The sequence below is a fragment of the Methanosarcina sediminis genome (assembly GCF_052056915.1).
GTDB lineage: Archaea > Halobacteriota > Methanosarcinia > Methanosarcinales > Methanosarcinaceae > MTP4.
This window is the reverse complement of record NZ_CP195119.1, coordinates 1895710-1920377: the sequence shown is the minus strand read 5'-3', so window position 1 is coordinate 1920377 and position 24668 is coordinate 1895710. Positions and strand designations below refer to the sequence as shown.

The 24668-nt window shown below is 47.3% G+C and carries 23 protein-coding genes; 10 read left to right on the top strand and 13 right to left on the bottom strand.

Annotation, left to right across the window (positions count from 1 at the left end; genetic code table 11):
* Window positions 1–327 precede the first annotated feature (327 nt).
* From ACSAZK_RS08195 to ACSAZK_RS08175, 5 genes are all read left to right on the top strand, one after another.
* Window positions 328–2355: a M3 family oligoendopeptidase gene (locus tag ACSAZK_RS08195; RefSeq protein WP_440956857.1), complete on the top strand. Its 2028-nt coding sequence runs from the start codon at window positions 328–330 to the stop codon at window positions 2353–2355.
* A 671-nt stretch (window positions 2356–3026) separates the two neighbouring features.
* On the top strand, window positions 3027–3494 hold the full coding sequence (locus tag ACSAZK_RS08190) for a methylated-DNA--[protein]-cysteine S-methyltransferase (RefSeq protein ID WP_440956973.1): 468 nt from the start codon (window positions 3027–3029) through the stop codon (window positions 3492–3494).
* 85 nt (window positions 3495–3579) lie between these two features.
* Window positions 3580–4371 (top strand): epoxyqueuosine reductase, encoded by a 792-nt coding sequence (locus ACSAZK_RS08185; protein WP_440956856.1) that lies wholly within the window; start codon window positions 3580–3582, stop codon window positions 4369–4371.
* A gap of 113 nt (window positions 4372–4484) precedes the next feature.
* On the top strand, window positions 4485–5273 hold the full coding sequence (locus ACSAZK_RS08180) for an SAM hydrolase/SAM-dependent halogenase family protein (RefSeq protein ID WP_440956855.1): 789 nt from the start codon (window positions 4485–4487) through the stop codon (window positions 5271–5273).
* A 211-nt stretch (window positions 5274–5484) separates the two neighbouring features.
* Entirely contained in the window at window positions 5485–6663 is a 1179-nt protein-coding gene (locus ACSAZK_RS08175; protein ID WP_440956854.1) for an AAA family ATPase, read from the top strand.
* A 296-nt stretch (window positions 6664–6959) separates the two neighbouring features.
* Here the strand turns inward: ACSAZK_RS08175 and ACSAZK_RS08170 are convergent, their stop codons facing one another.
* Window positions 6960–7952 carry a radical SAM/SPASM domain-containing protein gene (locus tag ACSAZK_RS08170; protein ID WP_440956853.1) on the bottom strand — a complete coding sequence of 331 codons (993 nt, stop codon included), beginning with the start codon at window positions 7950–7952 and terminating at the stop codon, window positions 6960–6962.
* Window positions 7953–8748: 796 nt separating this feature from the next.
* Between ACSAZK_RS08170 and ACSAZK_RS08165 the strand changes: the two genes are divergently transcribed.
* Window positions 8749–9549, top strand: a complete 801-nt coding sequence (locus ACSAZK_RS08165) for a formylglycine-generating enzyme family protein (RefSeq protein WP_440956852.1) — start codon at window positions 8749–8751, stop codon at window positions 9547–9549.
* 146 nt (window positions 9550–9695) lie between these two features.
* Here ACSAZK_RS08165 and rpl12p read toward each other — a convergent pair whose 3' ends face one another.
* From rpl12p to ACSAZK_RS08120, 9 genes are all read right to left on the bottom strand, one after another.
* Window positions 9696–10013 (bottom strand): 50S ribosomal protein P1, encoded by a 318-nt coding sequence (gene rpl12p, locus ACSAZK_RS08160; RefSeq protein WP_048177397.1) that lies wholly within the window; start codon window positions 10011–10013, stop codon window positions 9696–9698.
* A 50-nt stretch (window positions 10014–10063) separates the two neighbouring features.
* Window positions 10064–11110, bottom strand: a complete 1047-nt coding sequence (locus ACSAZK_RS08155; protein WP_440956851.1) for a 50S ribosomal protein L10 — start codon at window positions 11108–11110, stop codon at window positions 10064–10066.
* Window positions 11111–11752 carry a 50S ribosomal protein L1 gene (locus tag ACSAZK_RS08150; RefSeq protein WP_440956850.1) on the bottom strand — a complete coding sequence of 214 codons (642 nt, stop codon included), beginning with the start codon at window positions 11750–11752 and terminating at the stop codon, window positions 11111–11113.
* A 290-nt stretch (window positions 11753–12042) separates the two neighbouring features.
* The gene (locus ACSAZK_RS08145) at window positions 12043–12528 is read right to left on the bottom strand and encodes a 50S ribosomal protein L11 (protein WP_048177403.1); all 486 of its coding nucleotides are present in this window, start codon (window positions 12526–12528) and stop codon (window positions 12043–12045) included.
* A 405-nt stretch (window positions 12529–12933) separates the two neighbouring features.
* On the bottom strand, window positions 12934–13395 hold the full coding sequence (locus ACSAZK_RS08140; RefSeq protein WP_440956849.1) for a transcription elongation factor Spt5: 462 nt from the start codon (window positions 13393–13395) through the stop codon (window positions 12934–12936).
* A complete protein-coding gene (locus tag ACSAZK_RS08135; RefSeq protein WP_048177406.1) occupies window positions 13392–13607 on the bottom strand; it encodes a protein translocase SEC61 complex subunit gamma in 216 nt (71 codons plus the stop codon). The genes ACSAZK_RS08140 and ACSAZK_RS08135 overlap by 4 nt, the downstream gene beginning before the upstream one ends.
* 456 nt (window positions 13608–14063) lie before the next feature.
* Window positions 14064–15188, bottom strand: a complete 1125-nt coding sequence (ftsZ, locus tag ACSAZK_RS08130; protein WP_440956848.1) for a cell division protein FtsZ — start codon at window positions 15186–15188, stop codon at window positions 14064–14066.
* 506 nt (window positions 15189–15694) lie between these two features.
* Complete coding sequence (locus tag ACSAZK_RS08125) at window positions 15695–16285, bottom strand: endonuclease dU (RefSeq protein ID WP_440956847.1); 591 nt, start codon at window positions 16283–16285, stop codon at window positions 15695–15697.
* 285 nt (window positions 16286–16570) lie between these two features.
* Window positions 16571–17866, bottom strand: a complete 1296-nt coding sequence (locus tag ACSAZK_RS08120; RefSeq protein WP_440956846.1) for a proteasome-activating nucleotidase — start codon at window positions 17864–17866, stop codon at window positions 16571–16573.
* A gap of 57 nt (window positions 17867–17923) precedes the next feature.
* Here ACSAZK_RS08120 and ACSAZK_RS08115 point away from each other — a divergent pair, with 57 nt between their 5' ends.
* A complete protein-coding gene (locus ACSAZK_RS08115; RefSeq protein ID WP_440956845.1) occupies window positions 17924–18409 on the top strand; it encodes a multiprotein bridging factor aMBF1 in 486 nt (161 codons plus the stop codon).
* A gap of 498 nt (window positions 18410–18907) precedes the next feature.
* Here the strand turns inward: ACSAZK_RS08115 and ACSAZK_RS08110 are convergent, their stop codons facing one another.
* Window positions 18908–19750 carry a TatD family hydrolase gene (locus tag ACSAZK_RS08110; protein WP_440956844.1) on the bottom strand — a complete coding sequence of 281 codons (843 nt, stop codon included), beginning with the start codon at window positions 19748–19750 and terminating at the stop codon, window positions 18908–18910.
* Between the two features lie 385 nt (window positions 19751–20135).
* Here ACSAZK_RS08110 and ACSAZK_RS08105 point away from each other — a divergent pair, with 385 nt between their 5' ends.
* Window positions 20136–21164: an isocitrate/isopropylmalate dehydrogenase family protein gene (locus tag ACSAZK_RS08105; RefSeq protein WP_440956843.1), complete on the top strand. Its 1029-nt coding sequence runs from the start codon at window positions 20136–20138 to the stop codon at window positions 21162–21164.
* 170 nt (window positions 21165–21334) lie between these two features.
* On the opposite strand, the gene ACSAZK_RS08100 is transcribed toward ACSAZK_RS08105, so the two are convergent.
* Both ACSAZK_RS08100 and ACSAZK_RS08095 read right to left on the bottom strand, forming a co-directional pair.
* The gene (locus ACSAZK_RS08100) at window positions 21335–22630 is read right to left on the bottom strand and encodes a homocitrate synthase/isopropylmalate synthase family protein (RefSeq protein ID WP_440956842.1); all 1296 of its coding nucleotides are present in this window, start codon (window positions 22628–22630) and stop codon (window positions 21335–21337) included.
* A gap of 254 nt (window positions 22631–22884) precedes the next feature.
* A complete protein-coding gene (locus ACSAZK_RS08095) occupies window positions 22885–23076 on the bottom strand; it encodes a hypothetical protein (RefSeq protein ID WP_440956841.1) in 192 nt (63 codons plus the stop codon).
* 298 nt (window positions 23077–23374) lie between these two features.
* Here ACSAZK_RS08095 and cbiT point away from each other — a divergent pair, with 298 nt between their 5' ends.
* The gene (gene cbiT, locus ACSAZK_RS08090) at window positions 23375–23920 is read left to right on the top strand and encodes a precorrin-6Y C5,15-methyltransferase (decarboxylating) subunit CbiT (protein ID WP_440956840.1); all 546 of its coding nucleotides are present in this window, start codon (window positions 23375–23377) and stop codon (window positions 23918–23920) included.
* A gap of 110 nt (window positions 23921–24030) precedes the next feature.
* Window positions 24031–24639, top strand: a complete 609-nt coding sequence (locus ACSAZK_RS08085) for a cobalt-factor II C(20)-methyltransferase (RefSeq protein WP_440956839.1) — start codon at window positions 24031–24033, stop codon at window positions 24637–24639.
* The last annotated feature ends 29 nt before the right edge of the window (window positions 24640–24668 follow it).

Sequence of the window (24668 nt, the reverse complement as noted above, 5' to 3'; positions counted from 1 at the left end):
CCTCTTTTTATCATCTTTGTCTGTGTATGTTCAAGCTCTAAATTCCTCACATTTTAATTTTATTTAATATATTTCTTCTGGTCAAATCTTCAAACAGTTCGGGTGTTACTGATGATCCTTTCTTACCTATTGCTAAGTTCTAGCTTCAGGACCTCAACTCCTCTTTTGAAATCCTGTTTCATTTAAAATCGGTAGTTTTTTACCTGTTCCGGAAATTACTGCATATCTTTCTTATTATTTCTTTAAAAGTTTTGACTTATGTTGGCCGAAAATGGGAATTGATACATTTACATGCAAAATTTACATGCAAATCGAGGCGGCATTTTTATGACTAAGAAAATAGTTGCGGGATTCGCAATTCTCGGAATGCTCTTATTGTTTGCTTTTTTTTCAGGGTGCAGTGCTCCTGGGGACAGCGAGGAAGCTTCCGAAAGCGTGGTCGAGGGATACGAATTTGAAGAGTTAAATCCAGATGAAATTACTACGGAATGGAACGAATCATATCTCTTCAGCAGCAGGGAAGCTGCGCAGGAAGAGCTTGAGGAATTGAGACAAAGATCGGTGGAGATAAGTGAAACCTTCCGCCCGGAATTCGAGGAGCTTTCGGGGCCTGCTTTGCTGGACTACATTGAAACCAAAAAGGAGTTTTCCAAGTCCTTTGAAATCCTGTATATTTACGGATATACCGGGCTTAGCAAAAACGTGAATGAGCCGTTTTTTGCTTCTCTCCTTGCAGACGCCCAGGACCTGGCTACGGAACATGGGAAAGCCACCTCTTTTGCCACTGTAAAGTTGACTTCGCTCTCAACGGGGGAATGGGAGCAGCTCTTTTCCGAGGAACCCGGGCTTGAAGAGTACCGCCCCTATCTGGAGGCAAGTTACATCAGGTTTGCAGAGCACAGGCCAAAGGATGAGGGCCAGGCGGCATACCTTGCGGATATCGGAAACCAGCGCATGAAACTCCAGACCGAGGCATTTTCGAAGATTACGAATAATGTCACAAGGGCAGGAAACATAACCCTCGAGAACGGGGAAGAATATACACTCAACTCCCAGTCCTTCTATACCCTGCTTTCAACGGACCCTAACAGGGGCAACAGGAAAGCATGTTATGACCTGTGGTTTTACCACCTGATTGACGAATCGGATTCAATGGCGGCTCTCTATTCCGAAAAAATCCGGCTTGATGACCTTTCTTCCAGGGAACTTAATTACTCGGACTCTTATGAATCCTGCCTCTATGCCCTTTATCTCACAGAAGCTCAGGTTGACGAGATGAATATGGTCTTCAAGGAGCGAAAGGACGTATTCGAAGGCTATAATGATTTCAGGAAAACAAAGCTCGGGCTTGAAACCCTGAAGCCCTGGGACCTTGCGCTGCAGTTAAGCTGCCAGTCCGGAGAAGGGTATGCTTATGCGGACACTCTAGGCGGCATCCAGAAGTCCTATGCAAGGATGGATCCCCGTTTCAATGAAATCTTTTTAATGATGGTGACTGGCAATTTCGTAGACGTGTATCCTGCCCCCGAAGACGGGAAACAGCCCGGAGGCTACTGCTACGAGCTCTGCGCCCTCCAGGCTCCTGCCCTGATCTTCATGAACTATAACGGCTTGATCTCAGACCAGAAGACCCTTGCCCATGAACTGGGGCACGGGATCCATTTCTACCTCATGGGCGAATCCGTAGATTACCTCTACTGCAGTTGTCCTATCTACGAAATGGAGGTCCCTTCAACTTTCAATGAAGAACTTTTCGTCGATTATGTGGTTGAAAATTCCGACCGGGATACCGCTGTTGCAGTGCTCTCCCAGCATTTAGGGGAATACCAGAACTACTTTGGTTTCCAGTCCATGATCATGGAATTCGAATACAAGGCACACAGATTATGCGCTGAAAACGGGAATGCCAGCGGAGCGGAACTCAATGCCCTCTGGACCGGACTCTCTAAAGAGTACAGGAGCGATTCCATCGAATATTATGCCGAAGATTCTGCAGGGTGGACCTACATCAACCACATCTACCTGACAAATAACTACTATACCTTCAACTACGCAGTCTCGAAAGCAATAACTCTCTCCCTCTTCAAGCAGTACAAAGAAGATCAGGAAGCTTTCAATGAAAACTACATAGCCTACCTTTCGGCAGGCAGCACAATGACTCCCGAAGAAAAACTGAATAAATACTTTGGGATCGAAATCAACAGGCAGCTCTTTGAAGATGCCATGGACGTCGTGGAGTTGAGGATCAGGCAGCTTGAGGAACTGGAATGGGAGAGAAACGGACCGGAATTTGAGTCTGCCGCAGAAAGCCTGAATGTCTATTCCGGTTCTTTCTGGAAGGTTCCGGTGGAATAATAACCGGTTGGAGGCCGATTGATTGAAAGTTGATCGATTTGAAGTCTCTATGAATTATTGGAAGGCTCAATAAATTGAATATTTTGGGGCTTTCGAGGGAATTTAAGTGTCCTCCAAACCCTCTATCTTTTTTTCTTTTCACTTATTTTTGTTCCATGAAAGGTTTTTTCCGGTTTTTTGCACTTCCCCGTGCTCTCACCGGTCGTCGTAGACGACCGGCTTTTTCCCGAATATTGAAAAGAAGAAGCATAGGAAATAGCAAATGAAGTATTGTTTTTCGTTAGTTTGAGATATGTTGAGTTCAGGAAATGTTTTACCTGACCTTTCTTTTCTTCTTTTTTATCTTTTTAAATTTTTATTTTGTAAAGGCCGGGCTCCTTCGTCGCCCGTGGTCAAGAACGACATGATAGGGCTATTTCCGGTTGTATGGGAACATAGTTCAGGGTTGAGAGCCAGCCCCTACCCTGTTTTACTGAATAATATCTACCGAATAACGCAGGTCTATCATTAAGAAGGTGCATAGAAAAATAGTCGGTCACGAGTCCAAACTCCTGGCTATTTAACGATTTTTCCGGTTGTTTTCCGGGGTGGTCAGGGTATGAATAAACGTTTTTAACAGAAGCAATAGAACTACCTGTAACCGGCAGGAGGGTACAGAGGAGGATACAAAAATTTACTACCACATAATAGAATCCCCTATCGGCCCCATACTCCTTGCGGGAGACGAAGAAGGGCTGAAATTCGTAAATATCCGGAAAGGCAAAAAGAAAGTCGAAATCCCGGACGACTGGGTGGAAAACGAAGAGTTTTTCAGGAACGTTTCCGGGCAGCTTAAAGCTTATTTTGCGAGGGAACTCGAATCTTTTGACATAAAACTGGCTCCGGAGGGGACGGAGTTCCAGAAATCCGTCTGGAATGCTTTATGTGAAATTCCTTACGGGGAAACCCGAACTTACGGGGAGGTTGCAAAAATCATTGGAAAGCCGAAGGCTTCCAGGGCTGTGGGGCTTGCAAATAACAGGAACCCTATTTCGATAATCGTGCCCTGCCACAGGGTAATCGGGGCAAACGGGAAACTTACCGGCTATGCTAGCGGGTTGGATGTAAAAGCATTTTTATTAAAGCTGGAAGAAAAATAAGTAAGGAAGAATAGTTAGAAGAGCTAATAATTTGGGTGTAATAAGTGGGAATACCTGTACAAATCTGCTGCCTGGAGAACAAAGCATGCACTTAAAAAAGAACAAGGACCCGACTAGCACGGACCTACATAACACGGACCTGATAAAGAGGATCGAAAAAATAATCAAAAACGTAGCTTCAAATCCCGGAACGGAAACCCGCTACAGAGAGCCCCTGGTTGGCTTTGCCTCCGCCGAGGACCCGATATTCGATGAAATGAAGGATACCATAGGCCAGCACCACATGCACCCGAAGGAGGTCTTTCCCGGGGCAAAAACCGTGGTATCTTTTTTCCTGCCTTTTGAAGAGAAGCTGGTGGACCTGAACTGGAAGTCCCCCGGCCCGGTAAAGGAGTGGATTCGGGCAAAGAGTGAAACTGAAAGCCTGATCAAAAAAATCAATGAAAAACTCACTGCCGAACTGGCTGGAGAGGGAATAAATGCCGTGGTCCCAACTGCTGCTTTTGATTACGCTAAATCCGATTTTGACGTTGCCTGGTCCCATAAGAGCGCCGCTTACGCTGCGGGCCTGGGTACTTTTGGCGTCCATCACATGCTGATTACAAAAGCCGGATGTGCGGGCAGATTCGGGACTCTCCTGATCTCTGCTGAGGTCCCTCCCACTCCCCGGCCCACCGAAGAGTTCTGCCGGTATAAGAAAGGGGAGAGGTGCCTTATCTGCGTGGACAGGTGTCCTGCTGGAGCCCTTAAAGTCACAGGGCTTGATAGGGAAAAATGTCTCAGGTATCTCGAGAAAAATGCCCTGGCATTTCCCGAACTGCAGGATATGGCCTGCGGAAAATGTGCCACGGGGCCGTGTGCTCTCAGGTCCAGGTGAGGAAAGGACTTCCTGATAAATTTCCGTGAAATTACGGCACCCTGGATTTCCGCCGTTGTGTCCGGCTGAAATAGGCTTTATAGTTTAAAGGCTGAATTAAAATGGGGAGCAATATGCCTATCATCACACTTACCACTGATTTTGGGGACCTTTACCCTGCAGCCATGAAAGCCGTTATCCTGGGGATCAATCCCGGGGCTCAGATCGTTGACATAACTCACCGTATTTCTCAGGCCGGAATTCGGGAAGGGGCTTTTGCCCTCTATTCCCTTGTACCCTACTTCCCGGCAAAAACCGTGCATGTGGGCGTAGTCGACCCCGGGGTCGGGACTGCCCGCCGGGCTCTTGCCGTGAAAGCCGGTTCCGCAGGGAATGAACAGTTCTTTGTGGGCCCTGACAACGGCCTCCTGATCCCTGCAGCCCGCCGCCTGGGGGGAATGGAAGTGTATGAGATCACGAACCTGGACCTGATCCTCCATTCCGGAGTCTCCGCAACCTTCCACGGCCGGGACATCTTCGCACCGGTCGGAGCTCGTCTTTCCATGGGTGTCTCCGTAGGGGAGGTCGGACCAAAGACCGGGGATTTTGTGGACCTTGACTTCGGGAACTTCGGAATCGACGGCCGTTTTGTTTTCGGGGAAGTACTTTTTTCCGACAGCTTTGGAAATGTTGTCACAAACGTCCCTGAAGACCTGATCCTGGAACTATGTGATTACGGCTCCCTGTTTGAAGTAAATGGCAGGCAGGTACCTTTCGTGCAGACCTATGGCATGGCAGGAAAAGGAGAAGCGCTTGCCCTCATAGGCAGCCACGGCTTTCTCGAACTTGCGGTTAACCAGGGGAGCGCTGCGCGTTATTTCGGGATTGGAGGCGGGGATCCCGTGGAAATAAAAGTGGTGTGAAAAGGTGAAGCAACCTTTTTTTACCGGACATATCGGAATTCGAGGTCGGGTTTTTAGAATAGGGATATCAAAAACCGATTCAACCGGATTGCCGTATTCCTGTCGGTCTTATTTTTGATATTTTCTAACAAGGTGGGCGCATGTCATTTAGTCAAAATTAACTACTAAATTATTAGTTAAATTTAAATATCGTCAAATTTAACTACATTCTATGGCAGAAAAGGTGTTCGTGGTTGGAGGGGAAGTGGAGCCTCCTTACTTTATTGGGAGGAAGCGGGAGATTAAAAAGTTAACAATGGACATTCTGGAACAGGCCCAGAATAATGTGATCATAGGTCCGCGCAGAATTGGAAAAACTTCCCTGCTCGGAAACCTCAAAGTTGCAGTGGAAAATGAGGTCCTCTTTGTCCCGGTCAACTGCCGGGAAATGACCGGTCTTGCCGATTTTTTCAGGGTAACGACTCAGGCCCTTGTTGAAGCCTATGAAGAAAAACACAGGGTCCGGGGTATTGCCCGGAAGTTTTCCGGAATTTTCAGGGATAAAATTACGGCAGCTTACGGTACCCTCTCAGAAATCGGGGGCAGCATCGAACATGTGGGAAAGGTTTACCTCAAGTTCCGGGACAATGAACTGGAAAGAGAGGACCTGATCGCGGAAACTTTTGAGTTTATTGAAAGCTTCTCTCACGAAAAAAAAGAGCCTGTATTGATAGCTTTTGACGAGTTCCAGGAACTCAGTAGGTTCAACGGCAGCATCTTTAATACGCTGAAAAGCCGGATGGACAGGCATCCGGAGGTCAGGTATATTTTTTCTGGTTCTTCCATATCCCTTTTGCATGAGATTTTCTTAAAGTCTGATTCCCCTCTCTATCTCATGGCCGCCAGGACCGAACTCAAACCGATAAAGGAAGCAGATGTTAAAAAATACATCCGGAGCCGGCTTGCAACAAGACAGATCGAAATCTCGGAACAGGCTCTTGAAAAAATCCAAGAGCTGACCGGAGGTTTCCCCTTTTACTTCCAGAAACTCGGTTTCCTGCTCTATCAGGACGCCTTCCTCGAAGAAAAGAATCAGATAAGCTCCGAAGACGTGGACCGGGCTTTTTCCGCCATGCTCGACGAATTCGACAGCGAATACGAAGCCCGCTACATGGAAAAATTCAGCGAACAGCAAAAAAAGGTCCTTAAATACCTCTCAACCAAAAAGCAAAGGCGCCTGAGCCAGATCGCCAAGGACATGGGCACCCCTGCCTCCTCCCTCACAACCTCAATGCGGGACCTCTACAGCACAATGACGGTCAGCAAACCAAAAGAAGGCCTGTACGAAATAACTGATAACGTGTTCAGGCTCTGGATTAAAAGGAATATTCTCGGACAGGGGCCGGAATGAGCAAATTAAATTTTCATTACCTAGCAGTGGTATGAGGGTCTGGGGTGAAATTTTGTGTTTCGTTCCGGAAAAAGCCGTTTGCAGGCAAGCGGGACAAGACACATTTGATATGGTATTCCGGTAGCCCTGTTTTTCATTTCTTGAACATATCCCCATACCGGTTTTCAGTCCGCTTGAAATAACACTTATTCAAGTGGAGGTTTCTAGTCCTCTTGAGGGAGCGCAGCGAGCGAAAAGGACGCGTGCTCCCGAAGCGCAACTCGGGAAGCGCAACTCGGGTGTTACAACATCGCCCCTCACATCCACTCATAGCACATCAAAACTTCCGGCTTAAACCCCTGCATCAAACTATTTTCCGCATACCCGAAAAAGAGGCACCCTTCACAGTTTCTCACAAGTTCTTCCCGCCGGCCTGCCGACTCTTTCCAGACCTTTTCAAACCCGTCCCTCATCACATTCCCGAGAGGCTCGTGCTGCACCCGGCAGGTTTCCGCCGTGCCGTCGTGGGTGACATTGATGATTACGCTGCTTGCCCGGCAGGTGTAGTCCATGTTTCCGTCCCTGACCATGCGGAGGTAGGTTTTGGAGTTGATGATGGGGTAGCCCTGTTTTTTCAGTTCGATTATTCTGTCCACGACTTTGCGGAATTTTTCTTTGTCGCGGATTCCGAACTCGTCCCAGGTTCCGTCTTCGATTTTGGGGAATTCGTGGACGGGTTCGAAGGAGATTTTTGTGCCCAGGTCTTTTGCAAGCAAAATGAGGTCTTCGATGTCGTCGAGGTTTTTGTTGCTGAGCACGCAGTTCATCAGGATGGGGTTTTCCTTGTTTTGCTGCTTCCTGACTTCTATGGCTTTTTTTAATCCCTTCATCAGGTCTTCGAAGTCCATGTTCCGGATTTCTTTGTAGCTTTTTGTGCCGTCTACGGAGACGGAGAGGAAATCCACGTCCTTCAATTCGTGCGCCCGCTTGTAGAGGAGTTTGCCGTTTGTGACCATGGAGGTGATCATGCCGAGCTTTTTGGCGTGAGCCATGATCTCGGGGAGGTCTTTTCGGAGGAGAGGTTCGGTTGTCCAGGCGTTGTAGACTCCTATCCCGAAGGCTTTTGCGTTCTCGAGCAGTTTGAAGACCTCTTCACGGCCCGGGTCTTCTCCCGTTTCCTTCCAGTATTCGCAGAAACTGCAGCGCATGTTACAGCGGGCGTTTACGCCGTGGGAGATGACGAAGGGGCGTTTTTTCACTCTTATCTGCCAGAGGGCTCTTGCTGCGAGGAGGGGGTCGAATCGGGACATGGGAGATCATTTTTTTGCTAAAAGAAAATTCAAATAAGTTGGAAATTAAACCTCGATTTCAGTTTCCTGAATTACCTGGAACTTAATGGGAGGCAAAGATTCCTTTTTTGATTTTAAGAGTTCCAGATGGCTAAGACGGTTTTCTGGATATTCTCCATTAGTTCGTCAAGTGTATCTTTTGTTTTGTCATCTTGACACCCCCATACTCTCTATTTTATTCTATAAATAGGTAAATACGGTTTTGAAGATTGAAAGTCGCACAATAAACAAAAAATAAAAAAGAAATAAAAACATATTCTACAGGAGTAAGGAGAAGAGCAGTATCAGAACACGTATACCTCCGTGATACCTGCCACCAACCCGGTTCCGGTAAGGAGGCATGCCAGCAGATGTTTTACGATCTTTTCGGAATTTAACCGAAAAAAGAACAGCCAGAAGAAAAAGAGCAGTATGGCATTCTGGATATTCACTACAAATACCCGCTCCAGCCTCCTCGGTTTCCGCGTTTTGAGGAATGTACCCACTTACCACTCTACTAGTTCATTACTTTAAGCAGGAAGTAGAAACTAATCCTGGGGAGGCCCGGATCTTCGAAGCATGCGAAGTCACCGGGACTGAGTTCTGAGCCTGCTAAGGGCTCGCAGCGAAATAACCTGCGTAATTTGCAATTCATAGTAAATTTTGATTGGTCCGTATGATACTGAAAACCATTAGGACCAATTGGTAAATATACGCACGTTATTTTGCCACGGGTCCTAACTTGGGCTGAAACCTGAATTTTTCAATGGTGTTATGTATGTTTGAAAGAGTAAGTAAAAGAGTATTCATTGCTGTAATAGTTATGCTCCTCTTTTGTGGGGTGCAGGGTTGTACCGAACCCGAAAAATCAGCAGACGATTCGGACTATACAAATTCGATAGGCATAGAATTTGTTAAGATCCCTGCAGGGGAATTCATGATGGGCTCACCTTCAGATGAAGGGGGTATAGCTAATAGCGGAAAACCTGTTCATGAGGTTACTATAGAAAATTCATATTACCTTGGTAAATATGAAGTATCTCAGGAACAGTGGAAATCTGTAATGGGAAATAATCCTTCACACTTCAAGGGCGATGATCTTCCCGTAGAGTATGTTTCCTGGTACGATGCTCAGGAGTTCATCAATAAGCTCAATGCAATGGAGGGGACAGATAAATATCGTTTACCTTCAGAAGCTGAATGGGAATATGCCTGCAGAGCGGGTACCACAACCAGATATTTCTTTGGGGGTGACGAATCGAAACTCGGTGATTATGCTTGGTATTGTAGAAACTCTGATGAAATGACTCATCCGGTTGGTCAGAAGAAGCCTAATTCCTGGGGCCTTTATGGTATGTCTGGGAATGTGTTGGAATGGTGTCAGGACGAATGGTATGATAATTATGATGGTGCTCCTTCTGATGGTAGTGCCTGGGAAGGGGGAAATAGCTCCCGCCGTGTTATCCGGAGCGGTAGCTGGAATGCCGCACCCACGGTCTGCCATTCAGCATTCCGCTTCAGGTTTGCCCCCTACACCCGCGTCCACTGCATTGGCTTTCGCTTGCTGAGGAGCCTGTAACTACTAACTGCTTTCCAACTTTATCACTTTGTACTGAAAGAAAGCCTGATGGGTTTAGAAACGATCCCAATGTATAAAAATTATTACAATGTATATATAACCAAAAAAAAGTGTGCTCGCCCTGAGGCGAGCACCTTGTATCGAATTTAGCCAAAGAGAGCGCCGAGACCGGCCATTCCGTCTTCTTCGGAGGAGTCGTCTTCCTCTTCTTCCTCTTCTTCTGCAGGAGCTTCTTCTGCTGCTGCGGGTGCTGCTGCTGCGGGTGCTGCTGCTGCTGCGGGTGCTGCGAATGCTGCCTGTGCAATTGCTTCTTCGATGTCCACGCCTTCAAGGGCTGCGACAAGGGCCTTTGCTCTGGCTTCGTTCACTTCGATACCTGCTGCCGCAAGGACGGCAACGATTGCGTCTTCAGTAACTTCCTTACCTGCGTTGTGCAATAAGAGTGCTGCGTATATGTATTCCATCATTGATCACCTAGATTTGTATTAGCGTAAATTGTGAATTTCAAATTTGTTCATCCGAAAAGGGCTCCGAGGCCTGCCATTCCGTCTTCTTCGGAACTGTCGTCCTCTTCCTCTTCTGCTTCTTCCTCTTCAGTCTCAGTAGCTTCCTCAACCGGGGCGCTTGCGGCGGCCACAGCGGCTGCGCTTGCGGCGGCTCCGAGAGTTTCCCTCAGTTCATCGTCCACTGCGTTTGCGTCCTTGTCTGCGGCTTTGGATGCTACAGAGGTCATCTGGGCATGTGCCTTGCCAAGCAGGGCGTCCATGACTCCCGGTTCAAGGATAACAGCATTGACACCCAGGTTCTTTGCTTCTGCAAAGGCTTTCGCAAGCAGGGTGCTGACGGTTGCGCCGGTCGGGAATGCCGTGTTGACAGAGAGGTTGAATGCGTTCTGAGCTGCCCTTGTGATGTCGGCAAAGTACTTGCTTTCATCAATTGCAAGGAGGTCCGGCTTGTAAATAGTCCCGGCATCGTAAACCGCCCTTAAGTCCAGACCGACTATAAGGGGGTAGATTTCCAGTTTTGCAAGCATTGTTGCAAGCTTCTGGGGGACGGCTTCGCCTTCCTTACAGACCACTTTCTTTTCCTTAATGGCAACCTTTCCCGCTTCGATTGCTGCGGGGATCCCGGCACTCTGGAATTCACCGAGGATCGGGCCAGGGGGGAAACTGGTCGGGCCCTTCTGGACAACAATGTCACTGGGGGCGATTGCGCCTCCTTTTATCGGAGACGGGGTCTTGGTACTTTCGAGCAGTTTGTAAAGCTTGAAGGGGCTTTCGTTCGTGAAAACCAGGGCGGTCTGGCTGTCGATGTGATTTTTCATCTCGGGTATATTTTCCCCGAGTTCGCTTAAAGCCCGCTCGATGAGGGTGTTTCTGGAAACCTTAAGCACTGCAACGTCCTTCAGGTCTCTACGCATCTTCTGGATCTGGGCTGCAAAGATACCTTCAATCCCCACCATTCCGAAAATGCTGTGGGACTGGATGAGTTCTTTTATGTTCTCTATTTCATCCTTTTTCCACTGCGGGATATGTTCGGTATGATGCTTCTCCTCAGCCATTTACACCACCCTCTCAGATTTGCCCATCGTTGTCGTGACATAGACCGATCTCATGTTGTGCTTACCCTTTTCAAGGGCACGCTCCAGTCTGGTCACAATAGTCTCGACATTCTCTGCCAGGGCTTCCGAGTCCATGTTTCTCCTGCCGACAGCCACGTGGAAAGTGAGCTTGTCCTTTGACCTGAGCTTTACTGCATTTTGCTTGCTCTGGATCAGTTCCCCTATATCCTTGTTTGGCAGGAGTGGGATCGGCATCTTTCCCCTGGGTCCAAGTACGACACCAAGGTTCTTACCGATTATCGGCATGAACTGGGTTTCTGCGATAAAAAGGTCACATTCGTTTGCAAGAGACCTTGCCTTTGACTTGTCGCCGACAAGTTCCTCAAGCTCAATATCAGAAATAACGTACGCGGCACCGGCATCCTTTGCCCTGAGTCCCACGTCACCTTTTGCAAAAACGCCTATCTTAAGGTCTTTTCCGAGCCCGTGCGGAAGAATAATCTCTTCGTCGACTCTATTCTTTGGTTGGTTCATGTCAAGGTTCCTTAAGTTAATCGCTACGTCCACGCTTTCCGAAAAATTGCGCTTCGGCGACTCCTCAAGTACTTTCTTGACGGCTTCCAGTATATGATCTTCTACCATCTTGCTCCTCTCCGTAGTGTTGAACTTAGTTGTCCATCAGCCGCTACGGCTTACTACGGTTTGTCGATAGTTGGCTGCCCGGGATTTCGGGCCCTCTTACTGTTAATTTATATAATTCATATAATTTGTATCATTTATATAATTCACATAACAGTAAGCCACTTATAGCTCTCTAGCTTTCACACTGCCCCGGGGGGTGCTGGTCAAAGCTTCTGAGCTATTAGTGGTATCCCATTTAAAACTATTGGTGTGGATTGGGTGTCCCGGATAAAAAGGAAGGGTTGAAGGTTTTACCACTCTTCGCCAGCAAGTACGTCATCGAACTTGCCTTCGTCGAGTGCCTTCTGGCATTCCCTGGCTTCCGTCTCTTCAATGGTTACGCCCATTGGAACACAGGTGCCCATAACCTCTTTCATTGCAGCTTTGAGGTCGTAGGAAAGGATATCTTCCTTTTTCATGCGGGCAATCTTCGCAACCTGCTGGATGCTCAAGTTGCCAACAACTTCGCTTCCCGCAGTCCCCGATCCTTTCTTGATCCCGGCTTCCTGCATTACCAGGGCCGAGGTCGGAGGGGTACCAACTTCGATCTCAACGTTTTTCTTGTCATCAACGATTACCTTTACAGGGACCTGCATCCCGTTGTAATCCCTGGTTTTCTCGTTGATCTTGTCGACTACTTCTTTTATGTTGACCCCGAGGGGACCAAGTGCCGGACCTAAGGGGGGTCCTGGGTTTGCTTTTCCACCCGGGACAAGTGCTTCAACAATACTTGTCATCTGAGTATCACCGGTTTTGATAAGTATAATTATAATTTTGCTTGAATTTACCTTTATTTCCTATTGAGTACTGATTATCAAGTACTGATTATTAAGTACTGATTATCAAATACTGATTATCAAGTACTGGTTATTAAGTACTGGTTATCAAGTACTGATTATCAAGTACTGATTATCAAGTACTGATTATTAAGTACTGATTATCAAATACTGATTATCAAGTACTGGTTATTAAGTACTGGTTATCAAGTACTGATTATCAAGTACTGGTTATCAAGTACTGGTTATCAAGTACTGGTTATTAAGTACTGGTTATCAAGTACTGGTTATTGAGTACTGGTGAGTAATTAATAAGCGGAATATTTTGGGCTTTTAACTTTCGATAGTGCCCTGTGTCCTTTTTCCTTAATTTTCAAACTCTTTTTTCAGTACCCTCACGGTATCCCCACGGATTGTAATGGGGATCGGGACCACTGCGTCAAAGAGTTCCACCGTAATTTCTTCATGCCCTTCGTCAACCCGCTTGACCCGGGCTTTCTCACCTTTAAAGGGTCCTGAGGTTACTTCTATTATGGCCCCTTCTTTGATGCCGGTAACCACTGGCTTCGGTTTCAGGAAGTGCTCGATTTCGGCAATCGTGGAACTTCCCCTGACAAGAGCTCTTGCATGGGGGATGGTCTGGATTGCCAGTTCCACTATCCCGGATTTCGGGGCCTCTACAAGGACATATCCCTTCAGCTCATCCGGAGCCAGGATTGCCCTTATGTCGGACCTTTCTTTCTTTACAACTCTCGCAAGGGCTGTAGCTACCGATCTTTCCTGGTTTGCCGTGGTCTTGATTACGAATATCTGGGACTCCTCACTCATTGAGCCACCCACTGGGGCAACATTGTTAACAGTACATAGATAATAAAGCCTATTGCACCCACAGCCAGGATCCCGGCACCTGCAACTTTAGCAATGGTCAAGAACTCTTCCCTGGACGGTTTTTTTGTAAGTTTCAGGACCCTCAGGTGTGCCCGGATTACCTGACCGATGCGTTCTGTACTTATTTTCTGTTCAAACATGGATTCTGCCAAACGATTCACATCCAGGTTTTCTGTACTACTCTTTGATAATCGGAATTGTTATATAAATACGCTTCCGGCTCTTCCCCTTACGCCCCATGACAGGATATGTTTGCCCTGTACGCAAGGATGTCCGGGCTCTGTTCGGGATGGACCGAGCGGGTAATATTACTAATTCCTCTTATTTTAAGATATCACTGATTCAGGCCTTAAAACATCAGATGGTTTCGATTTTCGGACCTTCCGTCTACTTTAAATTCGAAACCGCATCAGCATCTGTATCAGTATCCGCATCAGTATCCTGAAATGTTTTTTTGATGCCGAGTCGTATCGGCATCATACGTTATTTACCATAAAAATAGTTTTCGATTGGATTTTTACCCTTTATTTTTTCCCTTAAGGAGAGGAAAACAGTACGTCTATCCAATCGGCCTTTTTTATCCCTGATCTTCTGCTTTTTATACCCTATCACTCTACGAAGTCAATCCCGTATTTGAGGGTGACGTTTTTGTCGTTTCCGTGCCCGTAAATCTGGGCGGAGGTAACTCCGGTGACCACGATCATTGTGCGCACGGTCTGTTCAAGTTCGGGGTCGACCTGGGCACCCCAGATCAGGCGGGCATTGGTGTCGATCCGGTTGTAAACTTCCTGGACCACGTTCTCTGCTTCGGCTATGGTCATGTCGGGGCCTCCGACCACATTCACGAGGGCAGAGGTCGCACCTGAAATGTCAACGTCAAGAAGCGGGCTTCTGAGAGCTTTTTGCACGGATTCGACTGCCTTGTTCTCGCCATCGGATTCCCCGAGCCCTATCATAGCAACGCCTCCGTTCTGCATGACAGTCCTGATATCCGCAAAGTCAAGGTTGACAAGCCCCGGCTTTGTGATAAGCTCAGTGATACCTTTTACAGCCCTCATCAGGATTTCGTCCGATACCTTGAAAGCCGCCTGAAGCGGAAGTCTCGGGACAACTTCTATCAGTTTGTCATTGGGGACCACGATCACGGTGTCGGCAACGTCCCTAAGGCGTTCGAGCCCTGCTTCTGCATTGGTTCGGCGGATGTGCCCTTCCACACTGAAGGGGAGGGTGACTACTGCGATTGTAAGGGCGCCTGCGTCCCTGGCAGCTTCGGCAACGACCGGGGCGGACCCAGTTCCGGTTCCTCCTCCCATACCTGCCGTTATGAAGACCATGTCAGCGCCTTCGACAATTCTGTTGATCTCATCGATGCTCTCGATTGCAGCATCTTCTCCTATCTGGGGGAGACTGCCCGCTCCAAGTCCGCGGGTCTTCTTTTTCCCTATAAGGATCTTTTTGTTAGCGTGTACATGGAGGAGGTGTTGGGCATCAGTGTTCAGGGCAACCATTTCCGCTCCCTGGATTCCTTCCCCCAGCATGCGCTGGATGCTGTTCGAACCGCCGCCTCCGCAGCCAACGACCTTGATGGTTGTTTGAAGGCTTTTCAGGATCTCTTCGAGTTCGGCGTTGATTTCGTCGTTTCCGTTCGAGTTATCAGGGTTTAAATACTCTCCCTGCCCGCCACGTCCTTCCTGGGCAGATCGAGCAAGGGCTTCTTCCACAATGGATCTCATGCTACTGTTTTCCTCCGACCTGTAGGGTAATCGCTTAGTGAATGGTATTGAAGGATAAAATTATTTTTAAACATCACATATACAGTTTCCAATTTAAGAGTTTTCCTTTTCCGGGTTTCTGGTTTAGATGTTCATTGTTTAAAAATTTTGTCAATGTTTTCGGATTTCTCTCTCTAAATTGTTTTTTTCTTGCCTCTTGCCCGTCTTATGATGTCTTTTTTCCCCCTACTCTCTCCTGGGTCTTTTCTTATTTTTTTCGGCAAGCTGTATATTTTTTTAGATTTTATATTTTTTGAAGACGCCCTTCTATTTTTATTTTTCCCTTTTGCCCCGGATTTTTTCTTTCTTTTCTTTTTTATGAACCCTTCTTAACCTGTTACGGCTTCTAATGTCCAGGGTCTGGCTTCTAGTGTTTCATACCTGGTTTCTATAATCTCAGGCCCGGCTTTGTGAGCCCTGTAAGGTTTTTTTGCAAGGTTGCACCCTTCGGGTTTTTGCCCTGCGTGTTATGCTTTTCCCCTTGATTCCCCTAAAATAATTCCCGTGGCAATCAGATGGGCTACTCGCAGGGGTTCCGGGATATTGCTTCTTATTGCTGTGAGCCTGACTATTTTCTCCGCGCTTTTGAGCCCGATTCCTTTTTTCTGGATATACACGGGATTTTCCCGGTTTCTCGTGACGACCTTTTCTATCTTCCCGGCTTTCTCTATTATATTCCAGCGTTCTTCCCCGTCAGGGAAGTGCTTAAGTGCGGCTTTTATTTTTTCAAAGTCCGGGTACGAGCGCATGACCACTATTACGGGAAGTCCTGTTTCTTCGTGAAGCTTCACAATGTCAACGACGTTGAAGCCTCCGTATGTGACCCCGTCCAGCATGATTACCCTGAGCTGCCCGTAGTGCTTGCTTTCCTTTGCCATCCGGCTGATTACCTCGGTTGCATCAAGCCCGTCCCGGGTGATTTCCGAACGCAGGACCCCGTCCATCCAGTCCCCTCCCCTGAAAACAGTCCCGACTATCATTATTTTTTCATTAATTAGAGCCGAGTCATCTATCCCGAGAACCCGGATCTCGGGCTTGACATGAAAATCCGATTCCACGCTTTTCTTTACGTTGAAATTGCAAAAATAGTTTACCGGTTTTCAAAAGCAGTTTTACAGGAATAGTTTTACAGAAACAGTTTTTCAGAAACAGTTTTTCAGAAACAGTTTTTTATGTTCGTTTTCCAAAATAGTTTCCCCAGAATATTTTTCAAGATCCGTTTTTCAGGATTTTTTTCAGGATATTTTTTCCGGAAACTGCTTTTTTTAGAGGACATACTGTCGTCGATATCCATCAGGCCCTGAATTTAAAAAATACCCCTGGGGGCTTTCTTCCCCCTGGTTTCAGACGAACATTGTTTCAGCCAGCTCGATCTGGTTCATTTTCTGCGTACTTGCGGCCATTGAGACCTTATCTACCGCTTCCAGAAAGTCTTCCATCTCCACTGCCTGCCCGTCCTTCCGGACTGCAAGCATCCCCGCTTCCGTGGCAATTGCCTTCAGGTCCGCTCCGCTCATGCCCTCGGTGAGTTTTGCGAGCTTCTTGAAATTGATGCCTCCGGTAAGGGTCATGTTTTCACTGTGGATCTGGAGGATCTTTTCTCTGGCTTCGGGTCCGGGCATCGGAACGTTCACCAACCTGTCAAAGCGCCCTGGCCTGAGAATTGCCGGGTCAAGGACGTCCGGGCGATTAGTTGCTGCAATGATCCGAACGTTCTTCCGCTTGTCAAAGCCGTCCATTTCCGCAAGGAGCTGCATGAGCGTCCTCTGGACTTCCCGGTCTGCGCCGGTAGTTTCGTTCAGACGCCTGGCTGCAATCGAGTCCAGTTCGTCAATAAATATAATACTCGGGGCTTTTTTCCGGGCCATTTCGAAGATTTCCCGGACAAGCTTGGAACCGTCCCCTATGTACTTTTGCACAAGTTCCGAGCCGACTACCCTGATGAAGGTTGCTTTTGTCCTGTGAGCCACGGCTTTTGCGAGCAGGGTCTTACCTGTTCCCGGGAGGCCGAAAAGAAGCACTCCCTTGGGAGGTTCTATCCCTATGCGGGAAAAGCGTTCCGGGTCGATAAGCGGCAGTTCCACTGCTTCTTGAAGTTCCTGAATCTGCTCCTCTAGCCCACCGATCTGGCCGTAGTCCACTTCCACTGTTTCGAGGACTTCCATCGCAGCTACAAAAGGCTCTTCCGTAGAGGGAATCACCTCAGCAATGGCAAGGGTATGCTGGTTCAGGGCTACTTTTGCTCCCGGGGCCAGTTTTTTCTCGTCAATGTACTGGGACACGTTTACCAGAAACTGGGGTCCGTTGCTGCTCCTCACAATGATCCGATCGTTTTTGATCACATCGATAACCGTACCAATGATCAGAGGAGAGGTCTTCATGCGATCCAGTTCAGACTGCAGCTTCCGGATTTCCCTTTCATATTTGATCTTCTGATTTTCCAGATAGCGCTTTTCTGATTCGATCTGGCTACACTGCTCTTCCAGATAGGTGTTGCGGCTTTCAAGCTGTCGCATGCGGTCCTGAAGGTTCTCTGATGACTCTTCCATCCCGCCAGTCTCGATTCCGTCATACACAGGTCCGGACTTCACAACGTGACTGCGCATGTTTTCATCCTTACTTTTGGTACTTTCCGTCATGGAGCTCCGAATAATATTTAAGTTCGTACCGTATATAGCGTTTTCGAAGTGATCAATATGCAGTGCGAAATATGTGGTGCAGAGATCCGTGAAAAGCCGATAAGCGTTACCATAGACAATAGTGAACTTCAGGTATGCCCTAAATGTGCTCCATACGGGCAGCCTGTCAATAAGAGGGCACCTGTTTCCAGGAAAGTCTCTCCGGTGGCTCGAACGGCACCACGGGTCACAAAGAGGCCTCAAAGGAATTACTTTGACATTCTGCAGGATGAACTCGTAGAAAATTATGAACATGTCCTCCGGGAAGCCCGGGAAGCGCATGGCTGGTCCCAGGAAGAGCTGGCTGCCAAAATAAAAGAAAAATCCTCCCTAATTAAGAAAATAGAAAGAAAAGAGATCGTACCTGAAGACTCCGTGCGCAAGAAACTTGAGCATACCCTCAACATCAAGCTAACGGAGAGGGTTTCCGGTTCTGATCAGGAGGTCTCCCACTTTAAGACGGATACCACCCTCGGGGATATCGTTACGATCAAGAGGAAGTAATTCTCCGCCGAGATATGGTAATTAGGCTACGGTAATTAAAATCTGGTAGTAAAGATCAGGTAATTAAAATCTGGTAGTAAAGATCAGGTAATTAAAATCTGGTAGTAAAGATCAGGTAATTAGGTAGTAAAGATCAGGTAATTAATATCTGGTAGTAAAGGTCAGGTAATTAAAATCTGGTAGTAAAGGTCAGGTAGTAAAGTTGGGTAATTAAGATAAGGTATTAAGATAGGGTATTAAGATAGATAAATTAATATAAAGGTGAATTCCGGGGTATCGGCTTTCAATTCTGATACATCAGAAATCCGGACCTGAATGTAGGTCAGAGAGTTCTTTCTCTCTCCTTTTTCCCATTCCCCTTTATTTTTTTACTCCCTTTTTTATCCCCTTTTCTTATCCCCTTTTCTCCTCTACTTTCCCCTCTCTATTTTTTCTGGTTTTTCTCTTCAATTGGGTGTCCCGGTCTGTACAGTTTCCTGTCTGCTTTTTGCCTTCCTTTTACAGTTCGATCTCAATATCGTATACTTTTTCAGGATTTTCTTTGTGGATGGTCCAGAAAGGTTCTTCCCCGTGCTCTTCTACCAGTTTTAATGTTCTGCGGGGGATTGTTTTCGGGCCAAGTACCGCGCCGGGCCTTTCAGGGTCGTCGATATAGTCTGTTTCCATCATGAAACGGGTGCCTTCTTCAAGGGCTTTTTCAACCGCTCCTTTGGAACAGATCACCCCGGGAAAGACTCCCAGTTTCTCGCAGACGTTAACGAGAGGTGGGGCATAGTGCTTGACCACCCTGTACATTTTGATCCCGGTTTTCCTTGCCCTCTCCGCAATATCGGTGAGTTCCGGCTCTTCGACGCTTTCGGTGTGGAGCTGGACTGCACAGTCCTGGTCTCTTCCAAGGGAAAAGGCGTGTTCCATGATCTCGTTTGAGGCTTCCCAGACCTCTTCGGGGACGGGGTAGTGCGGGCGCCCTGATTTAATTCCCACCGCAAGGCCTTTTTCCACGTAGCCTGCCGCAAGCTCAAGGCCTTTTTTCATGGTCTCGGCAGCCTCTCCTAGTTCCATGTACTCCGTGAGTTTTGAAATCTCTGCAGGGTGTACCCCAAGCACGGGAAATGCCCCAACTCCCATCTCCCGGATTTTTGCGGCGATTTCCACTGTCTCATCAAAGACGGGCAGGTAATCTTCGGGCTTTTTTACAGTGATCCCCAGGGTCCAGGTAGGCTTGGTCACCAGGATAATGTGGGTTCCCCCTGCGTTCTGGAAGTCTTTTACGGCGGCAAGCCCCCTGGCTCTCGGGTCGATGTGCATGTGGTTGTCGGTAATCGGGATTTTTGCGGGCATTCTTTCTTCCTCAAATCTTGCTTGAACCTTGCTAGACTCTTGCTTGAATACGGGTTTTTTCAGGGTTCTGGCCCTGGACATTTGTAAATGTTTGCGGGTTTACAGGGCTCTTTTTTAACTTTCTCAGCAGCATTGTTCCGGATAATATTAGCACCCAAAGCTTGAAATAGATAGCTTGCCGTTGAGTACCCCGGAAACAATCAAGTAATATTTAGGCAAATTTTTTGAAAGGTCTTTTTCCCTTTTCCAGTTTATCAATCGCTACCATTCTTCAAATACGAAACCAAACGCATGGTTACCTGATATACGGTGCTCTGAAATGGCGACCTGGTAAAGGTGGCCCGGAGTGAAAACCTGGTGATGGTAACCTATAGATGGTGATAATATGAGTAAAACCGCAGCAGTAATCAAAGGTGACGGGGTTGGCCCCGAACTTGTAGACGCAATGCTTAAAGTCACGGAAGCCGCAGGTACGGATGTCGAATTCGTCATGTGTGAAGCCGGTGCCACCTGGTGGGAAATGAACGGTGGGAATTCCCTTATTCCTGACGAGACCTGGGACATCCTTGACAGTTCCGATGCCTCTTTCAAGGGCCCGACCACTACCCCCGGAGGGATCGGTTCCCCTAAGAGCGTGGCAGTATCCATCAGGCAGAAGTATGACCTCTACGCCAATGTGAGGCCCATAAAGACCTTCCCCGGTTCAAGCTCCCCTCTCGGGGATGTCGAGCACATCTGTGTCCGGGAAGGAACGGAAGGCCTGTACATAGGAGAGGAAGTAAAGCTTACTGATGATGTTTACATTGCAATCCGGAAGATTACTCGCACATCCTCAAGTAAGATTGCCCGCTACGCCTTTGAAGAAGCAAAGCGTAGAGGCTACGACACGGTTGTCCCCATCCACAAGAGCAACATCCTCAAGCAGACCTGTGGTACCTTCCTCGAAGAGGTCGAAAAGGTCGGGAAGGAATTCCCTGATGTTGAGATCTGGCCCTACCACATCGACAACATCGCCATGCAGCTTATCAAGAATCCACAGATCTTTGACAAGAAAGTCCTCCTGTCCACCAACCTCTTCATGGACGTTATCAGCGAGGAGTGCGCAGCCCTGGTCGGCAGCATCGGGATGATCTACTCCGCCAATATCGGCGACTCCTTTGCCATGTTCGAACCCGCCCACGGCTCAGCCCCCAAATATGCAGGCCAGGACAAGGTCAATCCGGTTGCAACCGTCCTTGCAGGGGCCTGGATGCTCGACTACCTGGGTGAAAAGGATAAGTCCGAAGCCATCTTCAAAGCCACGGAACGCGTGGTTTCCGAAGGCAAGTACGTCACCTACGACCTCGGCGGAAACGCAAAACTCAGCGAGATGGCCGGCGAGATCGCAAAGTACACGGCAGAAATCCTTAAGTAAAAAAGTAATTCTGATGCACAAAGTGCAATAACGCGGAATAAGGTCTCTGAAAGAGTTCCTGAGAGAATCTCTGGGAGAGTTCCTGAGGGAGTTTTCCTATTCCAGAGCCTTATGCTGCTCCTTATTTTTTCTTTTTTCGTGTTCAGACATTCCGGTTTTCGGTCTCAGCTTCATTCCTTTTTCGCAAATTTCCCTCTGCCTCCTGCGTGTACAGGGTCACAGATCGACTGGCAAAGGAAATACTTCTCCACGTAGGCCAGGAGTTCTTCGTCCGAGATGCAGGAGACCCGCTCTTCGTTGTCGTAGAGTTTCTGGATTTCCTGCTGGATGCTGAGAAGCCTTTCATCGTCTTTTTCTACGGCTGTTTCGACTCCCAGCAATTCGTTTAAGGTTTCCTGGACCTTATGTCGGATTATTTCCAGACCTGAGGAATCCCCGATGAGGAGCAGCCGTTTTCCTCCTATCAATTCAGGGGGATATGGTTCGTAGTTGAAGGGATTTTTCAGGATGCCTGCGGCGTGTATCCCTGATTCGTGGGCAAAGATATTCTTTCCCACAACCGGTTTGTTTCTTGGGATCCGGAGTCCCAGGGCTTTTTCCATGAAGTCCGTGAAACGGGAAATGGGTTCGAGGTTGTATTTCTCAAAGCCTTCAACACGGTCTGCCAGGAAAAGGAGGATTTTTTCCATCCCCGTATTTCCTGCACGCTCTCCTATTCCGAGGAATGTTACACTGCTCCAGTTAGCTCCATACCAGTATCCTGCAATGGAACTTGCTGTCCCCATCCCGTAATCGTCATGAATATGGGTCTCGATGTTCTTGACCTTTATCTCTTTTTTCAGGTGCTCCATTATTTTCGGGATGCCGTAAGGTTCATCAATTCCTATGTACGGAAGCCCGTACCCTACGGTGTCGCAGACCCTGATAATGCAGTCCGGATCGATTTCCATTATTTTTTCGATAAGAGGGAAGACGAAGTTGTAGTTGTCGGCTCTTGTCATATCTTCCAGGTGAGCCCGTGTGCGAAGCCCATGGTCAACGGCGTACTGGAGGGCATCAAGGTATTTCTCTTCGGCTTCTTCCCGTCCCGAAAGCCGCATCTTGGACGTTATGTGGGTATCCGAGACCGACATTAATATTCCTGTTTCTTCGAGCCCGTCAACTTCCAGGATCTTATCAATGTCTCCGCGGGAAGCCCTTGACCAGCCCGTGATCTCGGGGCACTCGTATCCCCTGTCAAACATGAGCTTTACGGCGTCCTTATCTCTCTGGTTGAAGACAAAAGCTTCCAGTTTTTCAATTCCTATCTCGTGGAGGTACTCGTAGATCTGAAGCTTGTGGTCCCTTGTCAGGACTATCCCCGGCATCTGGGAGCCGTCGCGGATGGTGCTATCACTGATGAAAATCTCATTTCCGTAGGGCAGCTTTAACTTGGGTAAATCGTCATATGATTCGTAAACCTTCATCACTTTTCCTCCTGTATTTGTAGATAACAGTGGCCTGCATAGGGGGAGCGGGCTTACACTGTTGGGGGTCCCCATCCTCTATAAAAAAATGTCATTACGCGGTATAAAGTCGGAAAAACCAGTCGAAATAAGCGAGAAATTATCCCGTTTCTAACCTGAAAATCCCCTTTTCAGGTATGCCTGATTCGATGTTTGCCTTTTCAGGTCAAATTGCCAGCATAAATGTATGCGTTTATGGTTAAAATGTCTTTCTTCTATTTAAAAAATATAATTTTATTTATAAAAACGTCTTTTTCAGGAACACCCGGGTAATATTCAAAAATCTCTCCCATCATGTTGTTTTTCATTTTTAGCTTAAAGGGGCAAGTCCTATCATTTCTCGTAAATATTTTCTTAATGTATCTCCTCTCGATCAGTGATCTGCCAGTAGATACAAACTTTCCCATGGATAATTTTTCCGAACACTTTTTTGTTGCATGAAAGTTTACTTTCCTGACAAGCCCCTACTGCTGATAATAAGGTATATCTAGAACAAATTATATTTATATCTCCGCAGATTTCAGGTGTATGATTTATATTTATTGTTGTATAATATCTCATGCCTGACTTGCTCAGAATTATATGATGTTAATTTGCTGTATGAAGCGAATTTGTTTTATAGTTAATTTGTTTCAATTCAAATTTGCGTCCGGCACATATTTAATTTATATTTGATTTATTTGCATCACTTTTACCAGGTGGAACATGTCCGAAATAGTAGGTGTTAGCGGCGGTCCGACAAAACCGGAAATCATTGCGGTGTCCCTCTCAAAGCTCGGGCTTCGGGACGGGGACCGGTTTGCAGATGTAGGCTGCGGTACGGGTTCGGTATCAATTGCAGCAACCCGGCTGGTCCGGGGTCTCACGATCTATGCAATCGATGCTCGGGAAGAGGCTCTCAGGGCTACGAAAGCGAATTTTAAAAATTTCAATATTGAGAACGGCAGGATTTTTGCCGGAGAAGCCTCGGAAATCCTGGGTGGAGAACTTATTGATTCTGTTGACTGCGCTTTTGTCGGTGGGACAAAGAACATTGGCACCGTGCTAGAAAAACTGGTGCAGAAAAATGCCAGGAGTGTTGTGGTAAATGCCGTCCGGATCGAGACTGTTGTCAGGACAATCGAGGCCATGAAGAAACTCGGGATTTTTTATGAAGTCATCCACCTGGTGGTCTCAAGAAGCGCCCCGATTGCAGGGGAAACCATGTTCAAGCCTGAAAACCCGGTGTACATTATTGTCGGAAAAAGCTGAATAACTGAATTTCATGCTTTGTGTTAATCTTTGATGATTTGCGTTTAATCTGGTAATTTATGTTTACCTGATGATTTACGTTTATATTTAACAGTTTATGGAGCGATAAGATGTTAATAGGAGTAGGACTTGGTCCCGGAGACCCTGAACTTCTGACCCTGAAAGCAGTGAATGTTTTGAAAAACAGTGATAAGGTATACGTGCCCGGGCGCATGGCACAGGAGCTTGTGGCCCCTTACGCGGATTCTGAAATTCTGGAGTTTCCCATGATCAGGGACCTTGAGGCGTTAAACGCTCTCTGGAAAGAAAATGCCGACAAGGTTGCGGAGCAAGCCCGGAATGGGACCGTAGCTTTCGGGCTCATAGGTGATCCCAACTTTTTCTCTACCTTCACCCACCTGAAAAAGGTCATGCGCAGGTATTATCCGGATGTCGAAGTCTCAACCATCCCGGGCATCAGTTCTATCACATCCTTTGCTGCCAGGACCGATGTGGCGGTTGAAACTTCCTTCGAGGTCAGCGACGGCTCGGAAATCGGGTATAAGATCCACCTGAAAGCCACGAAACCGAAACAGATAATCGAAACGCTTGAAGCCGAAGGTTACAGGGAATTCATCTTTGCGGAAAAACTTTTTTCGGATGATGAAGTGATTATCGGAAAGAAGGAAGACATCCCTGAAAAGGGGAACTATTTCAGCATTGTTTACGGGAAGAAATAATTGTATTTTTGCGCCGGGGGCCTGAAATT